The organism is Motiliproteus coralliicola (genome assembly GCF_003345655.1).
GTDB classification, from domain to species: Bacteria; Pseudomonadota; Gammaproteobacteria; order Pseudomonadales; family Balneatricaceae; genus Motiliproteus; species Motiliproteus coralliicola.
The window spans coordinates 1,161,057-1,184,934 of the sequence record NZ_QQOH01000001.1 but is presented as its reverse complement, the minus strand read 5'-3'; the positions used below and the strand labels follow the sequence as shown (position 1 = coordinate 1,184,934).

Genomic DNA, 23,878 nt, shown 5'->3' with positions numbered 1-23,878 from the left:
TCCCTAGGTACCTTTATTAAATACCAGGGGAATTCGATGAAACCGACAACCGTTTTGCTTCCGATCGTTCTGGCTAGTGGGCTGGCTGCCTGTGCCTCTACCGACACCAAGAAGACTACCTTACCGGCGGATAAACAGCAGACCGAACAGGGCGTCGTTTGGCGAACGCCTGAAGGGATGACGTTGTACACCTTCGCCAAGGACACTGAGGGCCAGTCCAATTGTTACGGCCCCTGTGCCGAAAAATGGCCACCTTATATCGCCGCCGATGGTGCCAAGCCGCAGGGGGCGTTTGATCTCACTACCCGAGAAGATGGGTCACGCCAGTGGCGACTAGCGGGGCAGCCGCTCTACACCTGGTTTAAGGATCAGCGAGCCGGTGATACTAGCGGTCACGGGGTTAAAAACATCTGGTTCTCTGCCCGCGCCGATGATGTACCAGTGAAGGTATACAGTAAGGACGGAGTTCGGATTTTGACCGACGAGCGTCAATTCAGCCTTTACACGTTCGCCAAGGATCAGCCGGGGCAATCCAACTGTTACCAAAAGTGTGCCAAACTTTGGCCGCCGTTGACGGTCGCCGAAGGGGCTGTCGCCAGTGGTCCCTATTCGATCGTGGCGCGGAAAGATGGAACCCAGCAGTGGGCGCTGAATGGCCTTCCCCTGTATACCTGGGTCAAGGATACGCAGCCAGGCGATATCAGCGGGGATGGGGTTAAAGGGCTGTGGAATCTAGCCGTCCAACCCTAGTCGATACACTCTGACCCTGCGGAGCCGTTCACGACCTCGGTGGCGGCTCCAACGAGGAACCTTAGATTGCAACCAGAACAATGGAATCGAGAGATCGAAGCCTGCCTTGCGCAGATCAAGCTCAGGCATCGACCGGCCTTCGAGACACTGTATCGGCTGACCAGTGCCCGACTCTATGGCCTGACCTTGAAGATCATTTCAGATCGAGAGCTGGCGGCGGATACGTTGCAGGAGAGCTATGCCAAAATCTGGAACAACGCCGATGCCTATCGCAGTGATCTAGGGGGTGGCTGGGCCTGGATCTGCCAACTGAGCCGAAATAACGCCATCGACCGGGTCCGCCAGATTCAACGGCAACCGGAACAACTGGACGACAGCTTGATCGATCAGCTGGCTGGTGACGAAAGTGGGTTATGGCAGCAGCACCATGATTTGAGCCGTTGTCTGCAGAAAATACGCGAGGAGCCCCGGGTCGCCATCCTCTCCTCTTATATCCATGGGTTGACCCATGCCGAGCTATCGGCGCGTTTGCAGGTCCCCCTGGGAACGTTGAAATCCTGGATTCGGCGCGGGTTGAAGGAGTTGCATCAATGTCTCGAAGCCTAAGATACCAAGCTGCCGAAGTTCGAGAGCATCTGGCCAGCCACTACGTTCTGGGTTCCCTCAGTGAGCGGGTGCGGCGCCGTTGTGAGCGGCTGATGCGGGAAGACTCCGAATTCGAAGCGATGATTTACCTTTGGCAGCAGCGTATGAATCGACTGAACGATGAGGTCGAGCCGGTGCAACCACCGGAGCGGGTATGGCAACAGCTTAGCGGGCAGATGGAGGCGGATGATCACGCCTCGGGGGCTAGGCGCTTCTGGAAGGGACTGGCTTTTTGGCGAGGGGCCACCGCCCTGATGCTGGTTGCCTGCCTGGCTGTATGGCTCTGGCCCCAGTCACCGCAGTTCCGCTCGGTTAACTACATGGCGGTGATGCAGAGCTTACCGGAACAGCCCGAACCACCGATGATCATCACCGCTTACAAGGGCGATAAGCCGGGCCGATCTCAGCTGCATATCCAGTGGAACGAACGGCTCGATGCGATGGATCTAAGCGGATTGAGGCTATGGGCTGTTGACCGTGAAACCCAGGCGCTAACCGACCTGGGGTCGCTCGATGCGATGCAGACAAACCGGTTGTTAACCAAGCCGGAGTGGTTGGCGATCAAGGCCAGCCAGGAGCTGCTGGTGGTGCGTGGTGAAAGCCCCGAGGGGACGGTTTTGTTCCGCGGGCCCTGTCTGCAATTGAGTCCCTGGCAAGATCAGCCGGGGTAGCGGCCGGCCATCAATTTCTTTTCGGGGATCGATCGTAATGGGGCGCTTGAAGACGCTTGCGATAAAAAAGGGGCGACTCCGTTGGAGCCGCCCCTTACTCGTGTTGGGTCAGGGAGGTCGGTCAGTCGTCTGACTCGGTCAGCTCACCCCAAAGATCGTAGGCATCGGCATCGATCACCACCGCTTTGACGATGTCGCCGGGCTGCAGCTGGGTGGCTCCTTCCAGATAGACATTGCCGTCGATATCCGGAGAGTCGGCCTTGCTGCGACCACAGGCACCGTCGTCACCGACTTCGTCGATAATCACCTCGATGGTTTGACCGATCTTGTCCAGCTGACGGGCTTCACTGATCTGCTGCTGCAGCTCCATCAGCCGCTCCCAACGCTGTTGCTTGATCTCATCCGGAACCTCTTCCAGCCCCAGATCGTTGGCGGGTGCACCTTCGACCGGTGAGTACTGGAAGCAGCCGACCCGATCCAGCTGGGCCTCCTCGAGGAAATCGAGCAGCTCCTGGAAATCCTCTTCGGTCTCACCAGGGAAGCCGACGATAAAGGTGCTGCGGATCGTGATCGACGGGCACTGGGCGCGCCAGTCGGCAATGCGCTGCAGGATATTGTCGCTGCTGGCCGGACGCTTCATCAGCTTCAGAACCCGGGGGCTGGCATGCTGGAACGGAATATCCAGATACGGCAGGATCAGGCCTTCGGCCATCAGCGGAATCAGATCGTCGATATGGGGGTAGGGGTAGAGGTAGTGCAGCCGTACCCAGATCCCCAGCTTGCCCATCGCTTCGGCCATCTCGCGCAGGCGGGTTTTGACCGGACGGCCATCCCACATATCCAGCTTGTAGCGCGTGTCGAGACCGTAAGCGCCCGTATCTTGGGAGACCACCAGCAACTCTTTGACCCCGGCGCGGGCCAACCCTTCGGCTTCCTTCAACACCTCGCCCACCGGACGACTGACCAGCTTACCGCGCATCGACGGGATAATGCAGAAGCTGCAGCTGTGGTTGCAGCCTTCGGATATTTTTAGGTAGGCATAGTGACGCGGGGTCAGCTTGACGCCCTGAGGGGGAACCAGGTCGACAAAGGGGTCGTGCTCGGTCTTCGGTGGGACCCACTCGTGCACCGCTTCGACCACCTGTTCGTACTGCTCAGGTCCGCTGACGCTGAGCACCTGCGGGTGGACTTCGCGAATCGCCTCGGCGTCGGCCCCCATACAGCCGGTGACGATCACCTTACCGTTCTCGTTGATCGCTTCGCCGATCGCATCCAGCGATTCCTGCTTGGCAGCATCGATAAAGCCACAGGTATTGACCACCACCACGTCGGCATCGTCATAGCGATTGACCAGATCGTACCCCTCCAGCTTCAGCTGGGTCAGAATCCGCTCTGAATCGACCAGTGCTTTGGGGCAGCCCAAACTTACGAACCCAACACGCGGGTTTTCTTTATTAGACATACAGCAAGTACCGTCAACGATGACTCGAAAAACAAAGTCGAAAATTATACATCAACACAAAGATGTAGTTGACTACTAAGTAACCAGTTAAGGATGGGCTGTGACAATTTATAGGATTGCCCATCGATAAATGAAACGGTTATGCTCAGAGGAACTTGCACGGATGCGGTTCTTCATGAGCAAAAAGCCACGCCTTTACAGCTACATACGTTGGAATACTGACAAACAAAGCTCAGGCTCTACGCACGCCCGTCAGCTCAAACAAGCCAGAGATCTCGCTACAGAATACGATTTAGAACTCGTCGAAATGATCGATGAGGGCTTGTCTTCGTTTAAAGGCATGAACAAAGAGCGTGGCGCTTTAGGTGATTTTTTACGTGCTTGCGAAGCCGGAGCCATAGCAAAGGGATCTTGGTTAGTTGTCGAAAACCTTGACCGCTTAAGCCGCGCAAAAATTGAAGACTCGGTTCGATTGCTGCTCGATCTACTGCAATACGTGAACATCATCACTGGCATGGATAACCAAGTTTATCGCTTGGATGCTAATCCAGCTGAAAAGATGGTCAGCATGGTTACTTCGATCATGCTCTTCAGCAGGGCCAACGAAGAGAGTGAAACAAAGCGCAAAAGAACCAATGCAAGTGCCCAGATCATTATTGATGAGCACCGACAGGGCAAACGAGCGCCCAATGGTAGTGCTTACGCCATCAAATCTGTTGGTAGTAACGTCTGGTGGTCAGATACAACGGGCAATACGGTAGAAAAACATCCTAAATACTTCGAAGTGGCTCAGAAAGTTGCAGAAATGATGCTGCAGAACATCGGCAACTATCGAATCGTTACATTTCTGAACGAAAACTACCCTCCGCCAAAAGCTCCTAAGCAGAAACGCGACAAAGAGCGTTGGTCGGTAAACATGATCAACAAATTTGCAAGTAGCCGTGCGCTAATTGGTGAGAAGTCGCTGAAAATCGACGATGTGACTGAAGTTATCCCCGATTACTACTGGCCTGTGCTCACAGAAGAGCAGTTCTACAAGCTGCGCCACATCAAAGAGAACAAAAAAGTTACCACACGCGGAGAAAGCAACCTTAGTTTGGTATCAGGGCTAGGTATTGCTAAATGCGGTCACTGCGGCTCATCAATGACAAAGTACACGCATCGTCGTACTGGTCGTTTGCGCTATCAATGTTTAGGTGGTCAAACTCAGACGACCAGTTGTAAAGCATGGTCTGTCTACGCTTCGTTACTTGAAGATACGTTGGTTTGGATGTGCGCTCATAAAGTTTGGTTACCAGAAGAAGAGCGTAATCGTTACGAGGAACCTATTGCGATTCGCTCGCAGATGCTAAGTGACATTGAAACCAAGTTAGATAATGCCAGTGCATTGGCTATGTCGGGTAATGCACCAGCGACCCTACTTAGGGATATGCACGCCCTTGAAGCTCAGAAAATCGAGATAGTAAAAGAGCTAGATGAATTCAAGCTGCGTGATGCTGGCTCAGTAATCGAAGAATACAGCGATGATTGGCTGATGTAGAAGCTGATGTGTTGGATGAATCAAACACAGAAAAAAGGCAAGCAGCTAGAGACCTGATCCAAGCAACTGTTAAGTGTGTGACGATGAAAAAAACTTGTCGTCGTGAGACGTTGTTCTTTGAGTTTGAGTCCGCTGGTGGGCAATTGCTAAGGCTGATTCGATACAAGCGTAAGATTAGAATCGTGTCTCGATATCCAGTAACGAATCAGTATGACTTTCACCACTGGTTGGAAAAGGCTGAAGGTTGGGGCGGCGAAAAAGTTGATGTATATATTCGATATCATCATCAATATTTAGGGCAACCATTACCACAGGGCTGATGTGTTTGTAGTAGTTATATAAGTTGTTCTAATTATATTTGTCGTTTAGTTGATTTTATAAAAATAGCGGAAAGTATATGAGTGAGTTACTCAGAGAAGAAAAATTTGAACGAGTAAGTTTAGACTTCTCTAATCAGAACTATTATGAGCCAAATCTTATATTGGAGCTGTCTGACAGTATTGAAAAAATTGATTTGTGCAATAATTATTTGATTGATGGCTTTCCAACTGAAATTCTACAATGTTCTAACCTTGTAGAGTTGAATCTTAGTTGTACAAGTATAAAACAAATTCCTGACGAGATACATAAGCTAGAAAACCTAGAAATATTATATCTAGCATTCTGTCAATTAAATATATTTCCAGAAAGTATTCTGTCTTGTAAAAAAATAAAGATTCTTCATTTGAATGGTAATAATATCGATGAAGTTCCTTCCAGTATTTCTAATTTGTTAGAGATAGAGGAGTTGTTTATTGGTAATAACCCATTCGTTAATATTCCGTCATCATTGTTTGATTTGTCAGGGTTGATGACTCTAGACATGTCATCATGCCAAATAGAAAATATACCTCAAAATTTAGGTAAATTGAAATGTGTTTCTAGCTTGGGTCTTTGTAATAATGTTATAAGAGAGGTGTCTCCACAGATAGGGCTGCTAAAAGGATTAGAGAGTATTGACTTGTCTAGAAATAGGATTTCAGCATTGCCAGAAGCTATAGGTGGGTTATATAAACTCAAAGATTTAGTAGCGACTAGTAATTTAATTGAAAATATACCTGTAGAAATAAGTCATGTTGAAGGTGTTGAATACCTTTGTTTTAAAAATAATCCTATTGATAATGTTCCTGAAGAAATATTACGAAGAGGAACGGGGGCAATAATTTCATTCCTGCGATCTATATCATCTGATGGAGTTGATAAAATACATGAAGCGAAAATAGTTTTCGTCGGCCAAGGTGAGGTAGGAAAAACTTCATTAAAGAAAAAGCTGATAGATAATGGGTCAAAATTGGATTTAAATGAAAGAACAACTGAAGGTATAGATGTTGATTCTTGGTACATGTATATAGAATCAAAAGATAGAATGATTAATTTTCGTGCCAATCTATGGGACTTTGGAGGGCAGGAAATTTATTATGCAACCCATCAGTATTTCTTAACTAATCGATCATTGTATGTGCTTGTTTGGACGGCTAGGAAAGATGAAAGTATAGAGTCTTTTGATTACTGGCTAAATGTCATTTCTCTTCTTAGTAAGAATAGCCCGATAATAATAGTGTTAAATAAGATTGATAAGAGGCTAAGAGATGTTGATCAATTGTCAATCAAAAATAAATTCAATAATGTTATAGGGTTCTATCAAACTAGTTGCATGACAGGAGATGGGGTTTTTACTTTAAAAAAAGCTGTTGAGAGTGCGCTAATTCAGCTTCCTCATATCGGGGATCGGTGGCCGTCAAATTGGTCAAGAGTTCGTGCTATTTTGGAAACAAGTGGAAAGGATCATATATCTCTTCAAGACTATTTAGATATTTGTAATGAACTAGGTATTGAAGGGCATGATGCAATTAATTTAGCTCAATATCTGCATGACCTGGGCGTTTTGCTTTACTACAGAGATGATCCTTATTTAAAAAATATTATTATATTAAATCCTAAGTGGGCAACGAAAGCAGCCTACGTTGCTCTTGATTCAAAAGAAATATTAAGATCTAAAGGTCATTTTGAATTTGATTATATTTCAAAGATATGGCTTGAAATGGGCTACCCTTTAGATACTCATGCTTATTTGTTGCAGCTAATGATTAGGTATGAGTTATGCTATAAATCAGATAAAGATACTGAGTTTTTAATACCAAGCCTTTTTCCAGAATCATCACCAGATATTCATATTGATTACTCGGAGTGTTTTACGTATAGGTATCAATATGAGTTTATGCCAGCTGGGATAATGACTCGCTTTATTGCTAGAAATAGTGAGCATATAAAAGACAAGTTGTGTTGGAAGAATGGAGTTATGATTTCTTATAATGGTGTAGATTCTCTTATTGAGTGTGATCGTATTTCAAGAAGAATTACTGTTAAGATATTTAGCTCGGATTATATGGATGTTCTTGGTCTTATTCGTGCTGACTTTGCAAGAATTAATCGTTCATTGAATAACCCGGTGGTTGTAGAGGAAATACCTTGTCCATGCAAAGATCCGTTTATGTTTAATTATGACTTTGTCCGTAATATTCAAAGAAAGGGGGAGGATAGGATTTTATGTTACAAGTGTGGCGACAAGGTTTCTATATCAGAGATGCTATGTTTAGACCAGCCTGACAAAGAAAAGGAAAGTAATGTTGTAAATAACTATTTTGAAGGTGGATTCATGGAGATAAAAGAATTTAAAAATAATGGCAATGCAATAGTTGGAGATAATGTAACAAATTGTTCTATTAATACGGTTGCCTCAAGTTTGAAAAGTATCGTTGATGACTTAAATGTCAGCTATGCCGATAAGAAGTCTCTTTATGATGATATTTCAATAGTTGACTCCGATGCTGATATTAATAAAAAGATGGAGTCTAAGAATAGAATTGAGGCGTTTTTACATAGAAATTCAGATTCTATAGGTTCTGGGTTAATTACATCATTAATAATGGAGCTCGGTAAGTTGGTTTTTTATTAATCTTACAGTTATATCTTATAAGTCATGTGTTTAAATTATTGGTTTTAGGTAATTATTACTTGATATGACGTGATTGATTTTTGCATTTTTTCTGGCATAGGTGAATTAATCCATGCTGGTTGCAAGCTCTATCAGTTAAGTAATTTTTATATTGTTAGGGTCTTTAATTAAAAGGAGTCACCTAAAAGACTTACTCCGCCTGTAGAGAAGGATGAGAGGAAGGTTAAGGGCTAAGAATAGAAGGCACAGGAAAGTAAATATAATATTTACTAAAAGAACAGGCTTTTTTTGTAGAAGAAAAAATGAAGTTGATACCGATAAAGTATGCTGTGCAATGCATGAGATTGGGCATATAGCCCTTATTAATCATTTAGACCCTGCTGATGAAATATATATTTCAATAAAGGGTTGTTCTGATTATGGCTAGGGAGGGTGGACAAAAAAACAAAAATACCATTACTAGCAAAGACGACCTTGCTAAGTACTATGTTGCCGGTTTCTTGGCAGAAATAATGGCAACAAAGGTTTTAAGCCAGCTTACATATCAATAAAATTATTTGATAGTCAAAAGTGCCCATGAAGCTAAAGCAGATTATGATGGATTTGTAGAGGCATATAATTCAAAATTTTAAGTGATGGTGGGGTTGTTTCTGAACTTGATTATTTTATATGTCTTCACAAAGAAGTTTATTCTGCATTTTTAAGTTTTGGAATTGATAGGATGTATTTCACAAAGGATATTCTAGTGGGCCGAGGTAATTGTGATTTGTTGGATGCTGAGATGTTTCATAACATTGTTGAATAAACGAATTAATTTTTTGCACGTGAACTTTTCCTAAAACTTGTCAAATTCTTTAAGCCCATTTCAAGATAGTCATACACATAGCCTGTGGTGGCATAGTGAATTTGGCCACCTGATTGTAGGTGATAGCATCACCTTCTCTGACCACAGGTGAACCGATGAATAGCAGACCCCGCCGTAATTTCACTCCCAAATTCCGCCTCGAAGCGGCCCAACTCGTTGTCGATCATGGTTATAGCATTCGCGAAGCCTGTGAGGCGATGAACGTCAGCAAGTCCTCCATGGAGAACTGGGTACGCCAGCTCAAGCAGGAGCGCATTGGTGTCAGCCCCAAAGCGTCGCCGATGACTGCTGAACAACGACGGATTCGAGATCTGGAGCGACAGGTAAAACGCCTGGAAACAGAGAAAGACATTCTAAAAAAGGGTATGGCTCTCTTGATGTCCGACGAGCTGAAAAATACTCGCTGATTCAGCGGCTTCAAGAGAGCTATCCGGTAAAGATGCTGTGCCAGACCTTCGACATTCAGCGCAGCAGCTACAAGTATTGGCGCAGCCGCCCGAAGGGTGACAGTCCCTATCGACGCAGGCTCAAGCTGATGGTGCGAGCAGCGCACCAACTGAGTGGTGGGTCAGCAGGAGCAAGAACGGTAGCCACCATCGTTAGCCAGCGGGGTGAGAAGCTAACGCGATACGTTGCAGGTGGGCTGATGAAAGAGCTGGGACTGGTGAGTAATCAGCTACCAAAGCACGCCTACAAACGGGCAGATAAGCTGCATGTAGCGATTCCGAATGCGTTGGATCGAAACCAGGTGTGGTGCGGCGATATCTCCTATATCTGGACAGGGCAGCGCTGGGCTTATCTGGCTGTGGTGTTGGATCTTTACGCTAGAAAACCGGTTGGTTGGGCGCTATCACTGAAGGCAGATAGCGAACTGACTAGCAAAGCGTTGATGATGGCGTATGAATCCAGAGGGAGACCCACAGGCTTGTTGTTCCATTCTGACCAGGGCGTTCAATACACCATCCTCAGGTTCCGGCAGCACTTGTGGCGCTACCAAATCCGACAGAGCATGAGTCGTCGTGGAAACTGCTGGGATAACGCACCGATGGAACGGTTCTTTCGCAGCCTGAAAACAGAGTGGGTACCCGAAACAGGGTATCGCTCATTTGCTCAAGTGAAGCAGTCGATCACGGACTAATTGGTTGGCTACTACAGCCAGATCAGACCGCACCACCATAATGACGACCTACCTCCGAATGCGGCCGAGAGAGTCTACTGGAAAGCTTATATACCCGTGGCCAGTATTCCTTGACCACTACAGAGGGCTAGAATTGAAGGCTTTTGAGAGCAGCTTTGTAATCTCTCTGCTTGCTTAGTATTCACTATGTAGCACAAAAAAAGGCCCTTAATTTAAGGGCCTTTGGTATTTAATTATGAAAGTTCAAGCTGCTTTCTTATGATTTGAAACATTTGGCCTTTCATTATTATTTTCTCTATCTAATGATTTTTCTTTTTCGTTATCTAACTGCTCATATATGAGGCCGTCGTCCTCATAATAATTATTAGAGGGATTGTCTTCTTTTGATTCTTCGTTGATAGACTTGTTACTTAGTCTGTTAACTAAACCTGAATTATTTATAGGCCTTACTTCTAACTTTGGCTTGCAAAGGAAAGCGAGGATACCGAGAACGACTCCCGACATCATAATTACTGCACCTAACCCTTGGGCTGACATGCTGAAGTCTTTGTAAGTCAGAATCATCTGGCTAGCTTGGCTTGGGTCTGCAGGAAGAACCATTTGCACACCAAAGTACATTGCAGCTACAGCAACTCCTGCAAGAGCGAGCGCAATGATGATTCGGCCAACGATTACAGCCATGAGTGCATTAGAGTGCAGCGTTTGTTCGATAAGCGCTTTGTTTGGCTTTGAGTTTGTTTCTAATTTAGCCATTTTCTGCCTAGAGATGACGATGTTTAATCGATCAGGCTAGCATATATGGCAATGGGCAGGAAGGGAGGATGCGGTAGGTGAGAGAAGGCTATAAGCTTTGTGTTGGTTAAAACACTTTGGGGCAGCCCAAACTTACGAATCCGACTTTTGGTGTTTCTTGATCAGACATCAACACATTACCTGTAGCTTCGACGAAAGGCGCGAATTATACACGAGTTGTGGGTATGGGTTGGATGAAATATATACAGCAGGATTTGCTGACAGAGTGCTACCGGAACGAATAGATCACATTAATGTGTGGGGTTTAAAGGTGCTAGCAGGAAACGTGAGGCACTCGGTGACTTCTCAGGAGTCTGCAAAGCCGGTGTTATTGCAAAAGGAACACGGCTTGTAGTGATCAAATAAAAACCCCTGGATCAAGCCAGGGGTCTTAGGTTGTTGATATTCAGTTTATACAGGTCTTCTTAACCTATTACCCTTCTTCGACCTCAAGTTGTTCCTCGTCAACTAGTATCTCATCCTCGGTCGGTACTGGTTTGCGCTCACCTTTTTTGTTGGTCAACTTCTCTTTTGCTTTAGCCAGCTGTCGATCGATCTTATCTTTCAATGTATCGATGGCGACGTATAGGTTTTGTCCGGATGCCTTGGCAAAGATGTCTTTGCCTTTGATGTGCAGGATCGCTTCAACTTCATCTTCACGCTCAGACTGTTCAATGTTGATCTGCGCCGAGCTGATTACTCCATAACGATCCTGGCTGGCTTCCAACCACTCTTCAATCTTGCTCTGTAGTGCAGGAGACACTTTGCCTTGACGGTTGTTTATATTGAGCTTCATTGTCGATTCCTTACTGCAGTATTCTGCAGGTGTTTTGGGGAGGAACAATTTATTTATACGCCCATGGCAGTTGGTTTCAATAATTTTTCAGCCCTCTTCAGCATCAGGCTGTGACGTGGATCAAAATAAACGCCCTTAAGTTGATGACGTCTAAGAACTTTTACTGGAGGAAAGAGTGAGAAAAATGTCGCTGGAGACACTCAAGGAGATTGGCTCGCCACTGTCGGAACTGGACGGAAAATACGGTGGTTATACGGACATACCGATTAGACCCGCGTCTTTGTAGACGATATACCGCTTGGTTTGGACTAGCTTGGGTGTTGGAGGCTTGGCCCGATTACCCTGAAAGCTATCAGGATAAATCGGGCCAGGATTTAGGTTACGCCTAGAACGGCATAAGTGGATGCGTACTCTGGGATCTGGCCCGATAGCACCGCTTAGTGTTTGAGGTTTTCAGTTCAGCCTAAAACGGTTGGCTGGAAAATCTTGAATATTGCAGGGCATCAGCCACTTCCTGCGCTTTGCTTTCCGAACTCATCAGGTGGAGTAACTTCAGTGCTGCCTGATAACTCACCAGGCTGCCGTTCGAGGTGACGATCCCGTCATCAATGACGAGGTTCCGGTCTACCTGTACCTGCACTGCCGGATAGTCTTTTTGTAGTTCGTCTTCGCCACCGGCCCAGGTTGTGGCCTGCTTGCCATCCAAGAGGCCCGCCTCTGCTAATAGATAGGCGCCCGAGCAGTTGCTGGACATCCAGTCTGCTTTTGCTGAGGTGGCTTGAATAAATCGGATCAGGTCGTTGTTCTCGATCAGCGGGCCCATATCGTAGCTGGAGGTCACGATAAGTACGTCCAGTTCGGGGGCGTCCCCAATCCAAGCATCGACGCCGATCTTCAATCCCTCCTCGGTGGTGATGCTTTGTTGGTTTGATACTGAGACGGTTATCGCTTCATAGTCACTGAACCAAGTGAGTCGGCTTGCAACCCCGAAAACCTCCAGAGGTGCTGTGACATCGGAGGTGAGGACCCCGTCATAGACCAGAATCCCGATTCGTTTATCGGCCGCTTCAGCAGCAGTCACTACCGCAAATAGCATGCATAATGTAGTTGCCAGCGAGCGTAGCGGAGCTTTTAGGCTGTATTTACTCATCATTTTTTACCTCAGGGTTGAAGTCATAAAGTTGATGAGAGCCATTGTATTGAGAGCTATTCGTGTTTGAAGGGCCGCTTTTTATTATCTATAGTGAACAAAATTCACGAATAGAGTTTCTATTCCTCCATGGATAAAATCCGTTCTCTGCGTTTTTTTATCGCCACTTTGGATGGCGGTAGCTTTGCTGCAGCCGCCAAGGGTTATGGCACAGATCCCTCAACGGTGAGCAAGGCCATCCATCGCCTGGAAAGTGACTTGGGCATTCAGCTTTTTCAGCGATCGACGCGACAGCAACGGTTAACGGAGGCTGGGCGCCGGTATGCCAGTACCGCCAGGAGGGTGCTGGAGGAATTAACAGCGTGTGAAGAGACCTTAAAAAGCCAGAACGATACCCCATCGGGCACCCTTAAGATTAATGTGCCGGTCTCCTATGGTCGTCTCTATATCCGTCCTCTATTGAAGGAGTTTTGTCGACGATATCCCAATATTTCCATCGACATTCATTACGATGATGCTTATGTCGATATCATTGAACAGGGAATTGATGTCTCGATTCGGTCCGGTTCGGTTCAGGACAGCCAGCTCGTCGTACGTCAGCTCAGCCCCATCGACTTTATCATTTGTGCCAGCCGGGATTATCTGGACCGTCATGGTATTCCGCCTGGGCCAGAAACATTCCAGGATCATTCGTGGATTCGTTTTCGTTACAAACAAACCGGTAAGCTGTTGCCCATTCAGGTGCAGGGGGCCGAAGGAGTTAGTGAATACGATCCCAACCGAAGTTTCATCGTCAACGACGGTGAGTCGATGGCCGAGCTTTGCGCGGAGGGGTTGGGGATCACCCAGATACCCCATTTTATCGCCAGGGACTGGCTCCAGTTGGGCCGTCTGCTGCCGCTATTTCCGAGTCAGCGCCAGGCCGGAACTGGGGTCTATCTCCTTTATGCCAGGAGAGAGTATTTACCTGCCAGGGTGAGAGTATTCGTTGAATACATCACTGAAGCGATACAGGCTCAGGGGGAAACACCCCGGAGTACCTGGGCTGAACGGTTGCAGGTTTTTCAACCGGACTCTCTGTCCTAGAGGGGCACCGAGGAAGTAACCGGCTAGAGACATCTTTCCAACAGAGGCTCAAGTCACGCTCGGATCAAACCGTGGCAGCTAACTTGGATTGATAACTCCGATCAATTCTCGATCCCCCCATATTGATCAGTCGCTATTTCAGCATCCTCATCGCCTATCTTGACCAGCGGCTCTGGATTTTTGTTTTCGGAGCTGGTCAATCCTATGGGCTATTTTTATAAGAAAAACAATTCAGTCGCGGTATAGAACGCGCTAGAAATCACTATTCCGCCAAGCTTGAGTCGCCGCTTATTTCGCTGTCGTTGCTGGTTGGTATCAGCTTGCTCCAATGGATCTGCATCTCTGGGTGCATTCGTTCGATTAGCGGAAACGATCTAGTCTGCGTAGAGGGGAGAAATCAGTGAAACTGGATTTAGAGAAGCTTTTGGATCAGTTCGAGAAGTTTGCCGCTACCTTGCTGAATTGGTTCAGCAGCCCTGAATTCTATGCCCAGTGCGCTCTTATCGTAATGGCGATTGTGTTGGCGTATGCAAGCGCCGCGTTTATCAGAACTCGCAGTCCAATATTCAGTGCTGAACCTCGTCCCGGACCCTACGCCAGCCTGCGAAATCAGATGTACGCCGCGCGTTTGTTGCTGTTTCCGTTGCTGTTGATTGTGGCGTTGGCCTTTTCTGTGGATCTAAGTGGACTGCTTTTCCAGCAGAGCCAACTGGTGCGGATCAGTCAGAGTGTGGCGGTCGTGTTCATGCTCTACTCGCTGATCAACCATTTTGTCCGCAATAAGCTGGTGCGGCGACTAATCGTCTGGATTCTGATACCCGCCTCGATCCTGCATATTTTCGACCTGCTGGAATCCGTGGTTGCCTACCTGGATACGATCGCCCTGGAGGTGGGTAACGTCAAAATATCTGCCTATGGTGTGCTGCGGATGCTGATCTTCGGCTCCCTTCTGTTCTGGTTGGGACGTGTATCTCGCACAGCTGGGCAACGTATTATCCGTAAACAGGAGGAGCTGGATGTAGGCACCCGGGAGGTCTTTGCCAAGCTGTTTGAAGTGGTATTGGTGATCGTGATCTTTATCCTGCTGTTGCAGGTGCTGGGGATCAATTTGACCACGTTGGCGGTCTTCGGTGGCGCTCTCGGGGTTGGTTTAGGTTTTGGGCTTCAATCCATCGCGTCCAATTTCATCTCCGGCATCATCCTGCTTCTGGATCGTTCGTTTACGGTAGGAGATTACATTGAGCTGGAAGATGGTAGGGCGGGGGTGATCCGTGAACTGAATATGCGTTCGGCAACGCTGGAGACCTTCGATGGCAAGGACATTATGGTGCCTAACGAACGCTTTATGACCGGTACCTTCGTCAACTGGACCCATAAAAACAAGAAGCAGCGTTATTCTCTGGAGTTGCAAGTTGCCTACAGCACGGATCTCGACATGCTGTTTCCGTTGTTAAGGCAAGTGGTGGCGGAGCACCCCCAGGTGCTCAGTGGGGACTCGGTTCCCATTGAGGAGCGGCCGGACGCCGAGATCAAGCAGTTTGGAGAATCCGGGATAGATATTCTGATCGAGTTCTGGATGGAGGGGGTAGACGACGGTTCAAACCGGGTGGGTGCCGATCTGTTATTGATGATCTGGTATGCGCTTAAGGAGCATCACGTAGAGATTCCGTTCCCGCAGCGGGAAGTCACGATACTCGGAAAGACGCAATAGTCGGACTTGGCTGTAGCTTGCTGGGGTGGAAATCACCCCAGTGCAATAACCCCATTGCAATAAAGATAGAAACGGCGTCTTTATCGAGCGCTCAGGTGGTACTGGAAGGGGGTGAAGCGTTCGATGCGTACCAAGCTTTTCAGCCAACCGGAGATTGATTTGATGCCCTGAAGGAGAAACGCGGCACGAGCCAGTTCGCCCTGGCGGCGGTAATAGGCGAGATCGATGCTGCCGAATTCGTCGATTTTGATGTTGCTGGAGCTCATAACTGGTTTCTCAAAAAATTCATCTGTTGTTTCGTAAGATAAGCTCCCCGCGGCGATTCTCTGAACCTTGCCGAGCGCCTTAGGGGCTTGAAGTGGGGCGTATGCTAGGGGCTAAGACTAAAGTCTACAAACGATGCTTTTGCAGTTATCAGGTGAAATTTTCTCAACAATTTTAAATTGGCTGAAATGGCAGTAGCTCGCGTCGTTCGGGAGCCGTTTTGATGGGCAGTTGGTTGTGGAAATTGGTTATTTCAGGGCTGCAGCCTGCACTGGTTTCATCAAAAGCCGAGAGCTTTGGTCTAGCTTTGGTAAGGCTTATGACCCGAGGAGGTCCGCTCTTTGACGATCCAGCAGAAGGGAGTTGTAGAGGCGCCAATAGGGTTTTGCGCAGTGGGGCTGACTAGCGCCTCTATCGTTACCGCAGCCCTCTAATTCTATAAGTCCTCCTCTGCGGATCAGAAGCTTGATGGTCCATAAATACTACTTGCCGCCGGGGTGATGGAAGGGGAAAATCAGTCGTTCACTGGACTAGGGGCCGATCCAATACCGATCGACCTACCGATGTCCAGATCGAAACGCGTCTTCATCTAGGAGTGGGAGGCGCCCTGCAAGAGTAACGAGATGGTGTTTCTGCCGGATCAGATACCCGACGAAGAGAGCGTTAATCAGTCCGGCTCTGGGGCAGAGTCTGTAGTGGCTGTCGCACGTTACTTGCTATTTGGTCTAGCGCTACTGATTGCGATCGGTGGCATGACCGACGCCAGCCTGCAGGAGACTGTTGCCGGCCCCGACGTTGTAACGATTTTAGACGGCAGTCTGGAGGATTCCGAAGAAAGCGGCCCCGCGCTTGATGGAGCGCTTTCATTCGCAGGCTCGTTAGTCTCTCAGGGTTCGGCGCAGGGCTCTCAAACCCACAGCAGACTCCAACTTCCTTACTGGGCCCAGGCTCCTCCTTCCGCTTGATCCTCTGACCATCAGATATGGCGCCCAGCGTCGCTGATGGAGTTCTTTCTGTGCAGCCGAATGTCAGCCACTGGTAACAGGGCAGGGAGACGGCTGCCCGTTTGACCTGTTGTGAGTATCAAACATGAAATCGATCCAAACCTTTGGGGATGCGTTGCTGCGCAACTTTCTCGGTAATAGCCCGTACTGGTACAAAGCGGCCATTCTCGGCTTTCTAGTTCTCAATCCACTTCTGATGATCACCTATGGACCGGTAACCACCGGCTGGCTGTTGATCTTTGAATTTATCTTCACCCTGGCGATGGCGTTGAAGTGTTATCCGCTTCAGCCCGGGGGGCTGCTGGCGATCGAAGCGGTCATTATCGGCCTGACCCATCCGGAGCAGATCTACCACGAGGTCGCAGCGAACCTTCCGGTTATCTTGCTGTTGATGTTCATGGTGGCCGGCATCTATTTCATGAAGGGGATGCTGCTGTTTGTATTCACCAAGCTGCTGCTCAATGTCCGGGACAAGATCCAGATCTCGCTGCTCTTCTCCTTTATGGGGGCGTTTTTATCCGCCTTTCTGGATGCGTTGACCGTCACTGCGGTGTTGATCAGTGCCTGTGTCGGTTTCTACGCCGTTTACCACAAGGTGGCGTCCGGCGCCCATGCCGAAGAGGGGCACGATCACTCCAATGATGATCGGGTGGCCCAGGATCGACGTGAGGAGCTGGAGCAGTTTCGTGCCTTCCTGCGCAGCTTGCTGATGCACGGGGCGGTCGGTACGGCGCTCGGTGGCGTCTGCACGCTGGTGGGCGAGCCGCAGAACCTGCTGATCGGCGAAAAGATGGGCTGGCACTTTATCGAGTTCTTCCTCAATGTCGCCCCGGTTTCGCTGCCGGTTCTGGTGATGGGATTGCTGACCGTAGTGGTGCTGGAGAAAAAACGCTGGTTTGGCTACGGCGCGCTGATACCCGAAACGGTGTTCAATATCCTGCGGGATTTCGATCGCGAACAGGATGCCAAGCGAACCGAGCGCGATCGACTGGCCCTCTACATCCAATTTGCGGCGGCGCTGTTTCTGATAGTTGCTTTGGCGATGCATCTTGCCGAAGTCGGCCTGATCGGTCTGACAGTGATTATCCTGGTGACCAGCTTTAACGGGGTGGTGGAAGAACACCAGATTGGGCATGCGTTTGAAGAGGCGATGCCGTTTACCGCGTTGCTGGTGGTGTTCTTTACCATCGTCTCGGTGATCCATGACCAGCACCTGTTTACACCGATAATCGATTGGGTCTTGGCCATGGAGCCGAGTGCGCAGCCGGCGATGTTCTTTGCCGCCAACGGTCTGTTGTCGGCCATCAGTGATAACGTTTTTGTGGCGACGGTCTATATCAACGAGGTGGCAGCGGCCTTTGACGCCGGCAACATCTCCCGGCAGCACTTCGATACCTTGGCGATCGCCATCAATACCGGCACCAACCTGCCCAGTGTGGCGACGCCCAATGGGCAGGCCGCGTTTCTGTTTCTGCTGACGTCGGCGATCGCACCCTTAGTCCGGTTGTCGTACATGCGGATGGTGGTCATGGCCTTGCCCTACACCCTGGTTCTGAGTCTGGTGGGCTTGGGCGCCACGGTGTTGATGCTGTAGTTGTTCACCGATAGCCCCTCTCTAGGAGGGGCTGTTCCGCGAGTCAGGGGCCGGTACCGCTAAGCGTTGCTTCTTATAGAAAGCGGGCGTCCAGGCTGTGATATGGCCCTTCCCTCAATCACCGGCTGCTCCCGCTCTGGGGTGCTTGGCGGTGGGTTTTTAATGTTCGGCTAAACTAAGAATTAATTCATTGTTTAAGCAGCTATTTGGCTGTTGAAGCCGGCTATGAATACCACCATTGATCTCCAGCTTCAGGAACTCCCCATCAGCCTCGAGCGGCTCGAGCAGATCTGTCTACAGGTTTCGGACCTGGTCAACTGTGAAATATCGATCATGGCGGGTAGCGATGGCGTGATTGTCGCTTCGTCACTGCCCAACCGTGCCGGTATTCAGCATCCCGGGGCGGCCCGGATTCTGCGTTCTGAACTCGATGTGTTGGATATCGATAAGGGCTTGGCGGCGCAGTCGGAAGTAATGCTCGAAGGTTGCAACCTGGGGGTGGACTTCGACCAGCAGCGATTACTGTGCGTCGGGGTGGCGGCGCCGTTAGAGCTGGCCCGCCAGTTTGCGGCGGTGGTCAAAGCCTGTATTGAGGCGATGCTGAAAAGCGAGTTCGATCACCAACAGGTTACCCGTGTCTTGAACGCTGAGATTTCGGAGCGAATTCAAGCGCAGAAGGCGTTGCGTGAAAGCGAGATCCGATTCCGAGAGTTCGCTGATATTGCCGCCCACTGGTTGTGGGAGATGGATGCCGATCTGCGCTTTAGCTATTTCTCAGCCCCGCTGAAAACCTATCTCGGGGTCAATCCAGACAGTCTGATCGGCAAAACCCGTTGGGACCTGATGGGTGAGAACGGCTCATCGGAGAGCTGGAAAGCTCATCAGCAGGTGCTGCAGCGGCGAGAGCCGTTTCGCGACTTTGAATACGATGCCAACCTGCCAAACGGGGAGGTGCGGGTGTTTCGTATCAGTGGCAATCCCATCTTCGATGCAACAGACCGGTTCCTCGGTTATCGGGGAGTGGGGCTGGATGTCACCGAAGAGGTTCAGAGCCACCGTGAAGCGCGCTTGCTTCGACAACGGCTGGAAGATTCGCTGGAGGCGATCACCGAGGGCTTTCTGGTGTTCGACAGCCAACACCGCCTGCTGATGTGCAACAGTGCTTATCGCAACAGTGCAAAAGGCGTGGCGCATCTGCTGCAGCCCGGTTTACATATTAAAGAACTGAATCGTGCGTTGATTGAAAGTGGCCTGATTCAGGTACCCAAAGCCCAGTGGGGGCATTGGCTGCAGGAGCGCTGGGAGAGGTTTCTGCGCTGCGACCGTCAGCTGACTTACCCTACCCGGGACGGACAGTGGATCGAGGTCGATCAATACCGCACCCAAGACGGCGGTACCCTGATCATCCGCCGCGACATCACTGAACGGGTTCGTAACGAGGAGCGGTTGCGCTTGGCGGCGACGGTATTCGAGAACACCCAGGAAGGTATCATCATCGCCGACCCTTCCCAGGCCATCGTGGCAGTGAACCCGGCCTTTGTCAGCCTAACCGGGTATACCGAGTCCGATGTACTGGGAAAGACGCCCCGAATACTAAGCTCCGGACGCCACGACAAAGCCTTTTACGATGAGCTTAAGCACTGCCTCATCCGGGATGGCTACTGGTCCGGCGAAATCTGGAACAAGCGTAAGAGCGGCGAGGTGTTCCCGGAGTGGTTGTCGATCACACAGGTTCATGATGAGACCGGCCAGCTGCTCAATTATGTAGCGGTGTTTTCCGATATCTCGGTGGTCAAAGAGTCCGAGCAGCGTCTTGAGTACCTGGCCCACCACGACCCCCTGACCGAGTTGCCCAACCGTCTGCTGTTTATGGCGAAATTGGATCAGGCGCTGAAACGGATCAAGCGTGAGCACCACGCCGTGGCGGTGATGTTCTTGGACCTGGATCACTTCAAACATGTGAACGATAGCCTGGGTCACGCCGCTGGAGATCGGTTGTTGGTGGATGTGGCCAAGCGGTTGCGCGAGGGCCTGAGGGAGCAGGACACCATCGCCAGGATCGGGGGGGATGAATTTACCGTACTGGCTGAAGATCTGGATGACCGTTATGCGGTGGATCAGGTGGTGTCGAAAATTCTGGCCCAGTTTGAGGAGCCTTTTCTGCTGGAGGGGCGCTGGTTCCACCTGTCCGCCAGTGTCGGTATCAGTATTGCGCCTGAAAACGGCACCGAAGGCTCAACCCTGTTACGCAACGCCGATACTGCACTCTATAAGGTTAAGGAGCAGGGGCGTAATGGCTATCGGTATTACTCCGCTGAATTCACCCGCCAGGCCCAGCAGCGTATCGAGTTGGAGCAGCAGCTGCGGGAGGCGATCAAGCAGCAGCAGTTCGTGATCTACTATCAACCGCAGGTCCGACTGGATAACTGCCAGATAATCGGTGCCGAAGCCCTGGTCCGTTGGGAGCATCCGCAGCGAGGAAGGCTGGCACCGAACGAGTTTATCCCGTTGGCGGAACAGACCGGATTGATCTGCAAGCTAGGCCAGTGGGTGCTAAACGAGGCTTGCCGACAGATGCAGACATGGCTGGGGGCGGGTTACCGGTTGGAGACGATGTCGGTTAATTTTTCTAAACGCCAGCTGACCGAAGGCAACTTTGTTGAGCAGGTTAATCAGGCGTTACGGAGTTCGAACCTGCCCGCCAGTTTTCTCGAGATGGAAATTGTCGAGAGTCTGATCATGGAGCAAAGCGATGAGGTCATGGCCGCCTTGGACGAGCTTCGCTTGATGGGTGTTTCGCTGGCCATCGATGATTTTGGCACCGGCTATTCCTCGCTGGCCTATCTGAAACAGTTGCCGGTCGGCACGCTAAAAATCGATCGCTCCTTTGTCCGTGATATCCCGGATGACCCCAGCGACTGCGCCATCGTTAAGGCCATCATGGCGTTGGCGGATAGCTTGCAGCTGGAGGTTGTTGCTGAAGGGGTGGAAACCGCGGAACAAGCGACCTTTTTATCCGACATCCTCTGTCCGAAGGCGCAGGGCTACTACTACCGTCCGCCGATTAGTGCTCAAGCGTTCGAAGCGCTGTTGAGAAACAGTCACAGCGATGGCGTAGCCAGAATCATCGATCAGGACATCGATTATCAGATCTAACCGACAGTTGGCTCTGATCACCAATGGAAAAAAAGCCGGACCCCGAGGGACCCGGCAAGCAAAGGGTGCGACCACAAGGGGAGGCACCATGGAGATCAACGGAAGGCCAGGTCGCGAAGTCCCAGCGCAATCTGCGGGAACAGCACCATCGCCACGGTCACTCCAAACAGAATCACCAGGAATGGCGGCACGCCACGAATCACATCCACGAACGGACGACGGAATACCGCAACGGCGGTGAAGATGTTGCAGCCAAATGGCGGCGTAGCGGCACCGATGGCCACCTGCAGCGTGATCAACACACCGACCAGAACCGGATCCAGACCGGTGGCTTTGACCAGCGGAGCGAAGATCGGCACCAGAATCAGAATCACCACGATAGAGTCGACGAACATGCAGCCGACGAAGAAGGCGATGTTGATGGCGATCAGAGTCATCAGCGGTCCGGCTCCTTCCAGCCCCACGGCGGCGATGATCTGCTGCGGAATCTGGGCATAGGAGAGTACCCAGGAGAAGGCCGCACCGGCGGCGATCAGGATAAACACCACCGAGGTGATGGCACCGGTCGACAACGCGATATCGAAGACATCCTTGGCCTTGATCGAGCGGAATACCACCCACTCCAATGCCAGTGCGTAGAGCACGCAGATGGCAGCCGCTTCGGTGGGACTGAAGACACCACCGTAGATACCTCCGACCACGATCAGCGGGAAGCCCATCGGCCAGAGTGCCCGACGCAGGGCGGCAAAACGCTCTGCCCAGTTGGCGCGGGGTTCCACCGGGATATTGTGCTTCTTGGCGTACCAGATGCAGTACATCGAAAACAGCACGATGATCAGCAACCCGGGCCCGATACCGGCGATAAACAGCTCCGAGATCGAGGTGCCGGAGATTACCCCGTAGATGATCATGCCGATCGATGGCGGGATCAGGTAAGCCAGGTCGGCCGCATTGACGATCAGGCCGATGGAGAAGCTGTCGTTGTAGCCGGCTTTGAGCATCCGTGGGCGCATCGCGCCTCCGACCGCCACCACGGTCGCCTGGGTGGAGCCGCAGACAGCCCCGAACAGGGCGCAGGCGGTGGTTACGGACACGGCCAAGCCACCACGGATATGTCCCATAAAGCGCATCACGACATCGACCAGGCGGTCGGCGGAGTGGCCCCGGGTGATGATATCGGCAGCCAGGATAAACATCGGCACCGCGATCAAGGCGGCCGGTTTGACCCCCCCGATCATCTGCTGCACCAGCACCTGAAGGCTCAGATCGGGCAGGTAGACGAAGAAGGCCAGCAGTGCGGCTGCCAGCAGCGGCATCATCATCGGGAAGCCCATCAGCAGCAGCACGATCATTACGGTCAGCATCAGTAAAGTCATGAGCGGGCCTCCTGGTCGTCATTGGAAACAGTGGTCGAAGCCGGATTGTCGTCGGGAACGGTGGCGTCGGTGGGTGGATGATCCTGGTTGTAGAGGTGCATCACCTCGGCGATCTCCGGATCTTCGTAGCAGTCGATCTCGGTGTAGGAGATGTAAACCTCTTCATCGTCGAGGTCGAAGTTTTTGACCATGCAGAGCAGGTACTGAATACCGGTGACGATAAAGCCAACTACGACCCAGATGTAGGTCAGGTAGAGCGGCACTTGCAAGGCCGGGGTAACGCGACCGCGACGGGCAATCTTGGCCACGTACTCGAAGGCGTACCAGGCCAGGACAAACATCGCCACCGCTGTCACCAGAGCGATCAGGATCATCAGCAGCTTCTTCGGGCGCGGGCTGAGCATATCGTAGAAGGCGGACATGCGGATATGACGTCCTTTGCGGGTGACAAAGCCCAGCCCCATAAAGGTGATGATCACGATCAGAAACTGGTTCAACTCTTCGGTGAAGTAGATGCTCTGATTGAAAAAGTAGCGGCCGAATACATTGGCGATGGTATTGACGGCCATGATCATAATGCCCCAGGCCAGTACCTGAGCCTCGATCTTACCGATCAGGTTGTCGAGCCAGGTAAAGATTTTGGCGGGGGAGAATCGACGTTGGCCCATGGGGCGTTCCTCGGTCGGGTGTTCCAGACGATCGCTGCAGTCTTGAGAGTTCATATTGGTCCCTCCTGGCGCTGGGCGCCGGGTCCGGACGGCCTGTCGACTGCATTCAAATCGGGGGCTGCTTAGTAGAGCCTAGCGACTGTTGCGGTTGGTGCAAAGGTCGTGCGGACGGATGAATTGCGGGGAAGGGCACCACTCCCGTTCCAGGAGCGGTG

At 50.5% G+C, this 23,878-nt stretch carries 17 protein-coding genes and 1 pseudogene; 11 read left to right on the top strand and 7 right to left on the bottom strand.

Annotated elements, in window-relative coordinates; all coding sequences use genetic code 11:
• Nucleotides 1–36: 36 nt before the first annotated feature.
• The 3 genes from DV711_RS05195 (at nt 37) to DV711_RS05185 (ending at nt 2,066) form a co-directional block, all read left to right on the top strand.
• Nucleotides 37–750, top strand: coding sequence for a hypothetical protein (locus DV711_RS05195; RefSeq protein WP_114694560.1), 714 nt, complete (start codon nt 37–39; stop codon nt 748–750).
• A 66-nt stretch (nt 751–816) separates the two neighbouring features.
• Nucleotides 817–1,356, top strand: coding sequence for a sigma-70 family RNA polymerase sigma factor (locus DV711_RS05190; protein ID WP_114694559.1), 540 nt, complete (start codon nt 817–819; stop codon nt 1,354–1,356).
• On the top strand, nt 1,341–2,066 hold the full coding sequence (locus DV711_RS05185; protein ID WP_114694558.1) for an anti-sigma factor: 726 nt from the start codon (nt 1,341–1,343) through the stop codon (nt 2,064–2,066). Before DV711_RS05190 ends, DV711_RS05185 begins: the two co-directional genes overlap by 16 nt.
• Before the next feature lie 121 nt (nt 2,067–2,187).
• Here DV711_RS05185 and rimO read toward each other — a convergent pair whose 3' ends face one another.
• Entirely contained in the window at nt 2,188–3,528 is a 1,341-nt protein-coding gene (gene rimO / locus DV711_RS05180) for a 30S ribosomal protein S12 methylthiotransferase RimO (protein WP_114694557.1), read from the bottom strand.
• Between the two features lie 175 nt (nt 3,529–3,703).
• Between rimO and DV711_RS05175 the strand changes: the two genes are divergently transcribed.
• From DV711_RS05175 to DV711_RS05165, 4 genes and pseudogenes are all read left to right on the top strand, one after another.
• Entirely contained in the window at nt 3,704–5,068 is a 1,365-nt protein-coding gene (locus DV711_RS05175) for a recombinase family protein (protein ID WP_165840005.1), read from the top strand.
• Nucleotides 5,056–5,388, top strand: a complete 333-nt coding sequence (locus DV711_RS19280) for a hypothetical protein (RefSeq protein WP_133297400.1) — start codon at nt 5,056–5,058, stop codon at nt 5,386–5,388. The genes DV711_RS05175 and DV711_RS19280 overlap by 13 nt, the downstream gene beginning before the upstream one ends.
• 77 nt (nt 5,389–5,465) lie before the next feature.
• Entirely contained in the window at nt 5,466–8,063 is a 2,598-nt protein-coding gene (locus DV711_RS05170) for a COR domain-containing protein (protein WP_114694555.1), read from the top strand.
• Between the two features lie 960 nt (nt 8,064–9,023).
• Nucleotides 9,024–10,180 (top strand): annotated as a pseudogene (locus DV711_RS05165) (IS3 family transposase).
• 129 nt (nt 10,181–10,309) lie between these two features.
• Here the strand turns inward: DV711_RS05165 and DV711_RS05160 are convergent.
• The 3 genes from DV711_RS05160 to DV711_RS05150 form a co-directional block, all read right to left on the bottom strand.
• Nucleotides 10,310–10,819, bottom strand: coding sequence for a hypothetical protein (locus DV711_RS05160; RefSeq protein WP_114694554.1), 510 nt, complete (start codon nt 10,817–10,819; stop codon nt 10,310–10,312).
• A 472-nt stretch (nt 10,820–11,291) separates the two neighbouring features.
• Nucleotides 11,292–11,654, bottom strand: coding sequence for a ribosome hibernation-promoting factor, HPF/YfiA family (gene hpf / locus DV711_RS05155; RefSeq protein WP_114694553.1), 363 nt, complete (start codon nt 11,652–11,654; stop codon nt 11,292–11,294).
• A 463-nt stretch (nt 11,655–12,117) separates the two neighbouring features.
• A complete protein-coding gene (locus DV711_RS05150; protein WP_114694929.1) occupies nt 12,118–12,804 on the bottom strand; it encodes a DJ-1/PfpI family protein in 687 nt (228 codons plus the stop codon).
• A 129-nt stretch (nt 12,805–12,933) separates the two neighbouring features.
• Here DV711_RS05150 and DV711_RS05145 point away from each other — a divergent pair, with 129 nt between their 5' ends.
• Both DV711_RS05145 and DV711_RS05140 read left to right on the top strand, forming a co-directional pair.
• Complete coding sequence (locus DV711_RS05145; RefSeq protein ID WP_114694552.1) at nt 12,934–13,890, top strand: LysR family transcriptional regulator; 957 nt, start codon at nt 12,934–12,936, stop codon at nt 13,888–13,890.
• A gap of 613 nt (nt 13,891–14,503) precedes the next feature.
• Nucleotides 14,504–15,601: a mechanosensitive ion channel family protein gene (locus DV711_RS05140; protein ID WP_243633736.1), complete on the top strand. Its 1,098-nt coding sequence runs from the start codon at nt 14,504–14,506 to the stop codon at nt 15,599–15,601.
• Between the two features lie 80 nt (nt 15,602–15,681).
• Here DV711_RS05140 and DV711_RS05135 read toward each other — a convergent pair whose 3' ends face one another.
• The gene (locus tag DV711_RS05135; RefSeq protein WP_114694551.1) at nt 15,682–15,867 is read right to left on the bottom strand and encodes a hypothetical protein; all 186 of its coding nucleotides are present in this window, start codon (nt 15,865–15,867) and stop codon (nt 15,682–15,684) included.
• Nucleotides 15,868–16,954: 1,087 nt separating this feature from the next.
• On the opposite strand from DV711_RS05135, the gene nhaB reads away from it, so the two are divergent.
• Complete coding sequence (gene nhaB, locus DV711_RS05125) at nt 16,955–18,463, top strand: sodium/proton antiporter NhaB (protein WP_114694550.1); 1,509 nt, start codon at nt 16,955–16,957, stop codon at nt 18,461–18,463.
• Between the two features lie 225 nt (nt 18,464–18,688).
• A complete protein-coding gene (locus DV711_RS05120) occupies nt 18,689–21,619 on the top strand; it encodes an EAL domain-containing protein (protein WP_114694549.1) in 2,931 nt (976 codons plus the stop codon).
• A gap of 95 nt (nt 21,620–21,714) precedes the next feature.
• Here the strand turns inward: DV711_RS05120 and DV711_RS05115 are convergent, their stop codons facing one another.
• Together DV711_RS05115 and DV711_RS05110 are read right to left on the bottom strand one after the other, a co-directional pair.
• A complete protein-coding gene (locus DV711_RS05115) occupies nt 21,715–22,995 on the bottom strand; it encodes a TRAP transporter large permease (RefSeq protein WP_114694548.1) in 1,281 nt (426 codons plus the stop codon).
• Entirely contained in the window at nt 22,992–23,717 is a 726-nt protein-coding gene (locus DV711_RS05110) for a TRAP transporter small permease (RefSeq protein ID WP_243633735.1), read from the bottom strand. Before DV711_RS05110 ends, DV711_RS05115 begins: the two co-directional genes overlap by 4 nt.
• Between the last annotated feature and the right edge of the window lie 161 nt (nt 23,718–23,878).